Below are 2,405 nucleotides of genomic sequence, written 5' to 3'. Positions count from 1 at the left end.
TCAACCCAATCAGTGCAAACCACTGGCTTAAACATGAATTTTTTGATAATCCAATGGAAGACAGCATCATTTGTCACAGCACATACCTTGATAACAGATTCCTTGACCAAGAATACATCAATGACCTTCTTGATATGAAGGAAAGAAACCCACTTAAATATGAGATATATGCACTTGGTAAATGGGGAGTAATGGGTAAGAAGGTATATGAGAACTGGAAGGTAGAAGACTTTGATTTACATGAGTTGGTGCAGGCTAATCCTAAACTTGTCACAGCAATTGGGATGGACTTTGGTTTTGTTAATGACCCAACAACCATTGTGGCTTCACTGGTGGACTTAGACAACAGGAAACTATACATCTTTGATGAACTGTATGAGAAAGGTTTACTCAACAACCAGATAGCAGACAGAATCACTGATAAAGGCTATTCCAAACAGCTTATCATTGCTGATTCAGCAGAACAGAAGTCCATTGAAGAGATTAGAAGGTATGGCATTAGCAGAATCAAGCCTGCCAGAAAAGGTGCAGGAAGTATTATGAATGGTATTCAATTCATTCAGCAGTTTGACATTGTGGTACACCCTTCTTGTGTCCATACAGCAGATGAATTAGAGCAGTATGCTTTCAAGAAAGATAAGGCAACAGGGCAGTATACCAATACACCTATTGATGACCACAACCACATCCTTGATGCACTCAGATACAGCCTAGAAGCACACATGAAACAGTCTAAGATGACTGCCATCAACAAAGCCTTGTTTGGCTTGTAAACTATTAACTGTTATGTAACATTACTATGTAATACTATTCTGTATTAGTATAGACTATCAGTATTACTTATGAGTGAGGGGCATGGTTATTCCATGTCCATTTTTATTTTTAAACAAATACATTTATAGGAGGAAATAAATAAATGGGTAACAATTACAAACAATTACCTAGTGGTGATTATGCTGAAAATGTCAATTTAACCAATGCTTATGATTCAGCAGATGACATGATGAAAGTAAAATCCCTTCAAAAGAAGTGGAAAGATGCTTTTACAGGTTCATCTCTTAATACCACAACCAATTGGGATATTATCCAGACAGGTTCTGGTCACACAATCACAGTAGCAGGTGGAGAACTAAAGATTAACACAGGTATCACAATCAACAGTGAAACCATCTTGCAATCAAAGGAAGTATTCACTGACCCTGTAAGAGTTATTGCAGGTTTAATGCTATCTCAAAAGATTGCTAACCAAGAATTTTACTTGGAGTTAGTATCAGTCAACCCAACTACTTTAGTAGCAGATGGACAAGGTGCAGTTGCTTGGAAATATGACTATGCAACATCAGCAACAACTACTACTAATGCTTATGAAGTACAAAATGGTGGTATGGCTAGACTTGGTTCTGGTGCAGTCACTACATTATCAGCAACAGCTTATCACTTAGCTGAAATTGAAATGTTCTCTGATGAAGTTTGGCTTCACCAAAGAGCAATGGATTCATCTTCTGGTAGGTCTAACTCTTATGTAAGACACCAACAGATTCCAGACCCTAATGGCTTGTACAAAATCAGAATCAGAGCAAAGAACTTGGGTACTGCCCCTGCAACAGCAACTGATTTTAAATTCCAGTTTATCACTGCAATTGACTTTGCTGAATTAACAGCAGAAATCACAGCAGGTAGAGGTAATGCAGTAGCAGGTCAAGGTATCTTTGCAACTGTGACAGGTACTGTTTCAGCTAACTTAGGTACAATGGGTGGTTCTTGGTACAAGGACACAACTACTAACTTAGGTGTTTCTACATCTTACACTGGTTCAACAAGAACAGCAGGTGGTACTTCAACACTTGATTCCAACAGATTCAGAGTAGTGGTCAACCATTTAGCAGGTTTAACACATGGACACCTTGTTATTGAGCAATCAGATGACAACAGCACATGGAGAGAAACACACAAAAGACCAGTGCCTTCTGACACAAACTTCAGAACTTATGACTTCCCAATTGTAACAAGATATATCAGAGTGAAATTTGTCAATGGTGCAACAGCACAGACTGCATTCTATCTTGGCACAGCAGTGGTAAGAACAGATGGTAGTGCTGACTTAGACAGGGTTGTTTCATTCACTGATTCAACAACTGCACAAGGTATTTCAGCAACATTTACTGGTGTTACTTTGGACTTTGGTGGAAACCATGAGTACAACACACACAAAGCAACTGTATTTGCTGACCAAGCAGGTACTTTATCCCTTGAACAATCAAGAGATGGTTCTACATGGAGAACAATGGCATCTGTGGCTGTTGTAGCAAACACACAGGCAATCCTTTCATCTGATGTTCATTTCAGATATGCAAGAGTTAAGTTTGTGAATGGTGCAACTGCCAACACAGTATTTGACCTAGCAT

2 protein-coding genes are annotated in these 2,405 nt (G+C 38.8%); both read left to right on the top strand.

The features are described 5' to 3' along the window. The coding region (locus BR30_RS33730) for a PBSX family phage terminase large subunit (RefSeq protein WP_035445677.1) at nt 1–773 on the top strand (773 nt) is incomplete at its 5' end. A 143-nt stretch (nt 774–916) separates the two neighbouring features. Next, on the top strand, nt 917–2,405 hold a 1,489-nt coding region (locus BR30_RS33725), incomplete at its 3' end, for a hypothetical protein (RefSeq protein WP_035445676.1).

The sequence above is a fragment of the Bacillus sp. UNC41MFS5 genome, assembly GCF_000686805.1.
The sequence above is the reverse complement of the archived record's forward strand: the minus strand, read 5'-3'. Positions and strand labels throughout refer to the sequence as shown.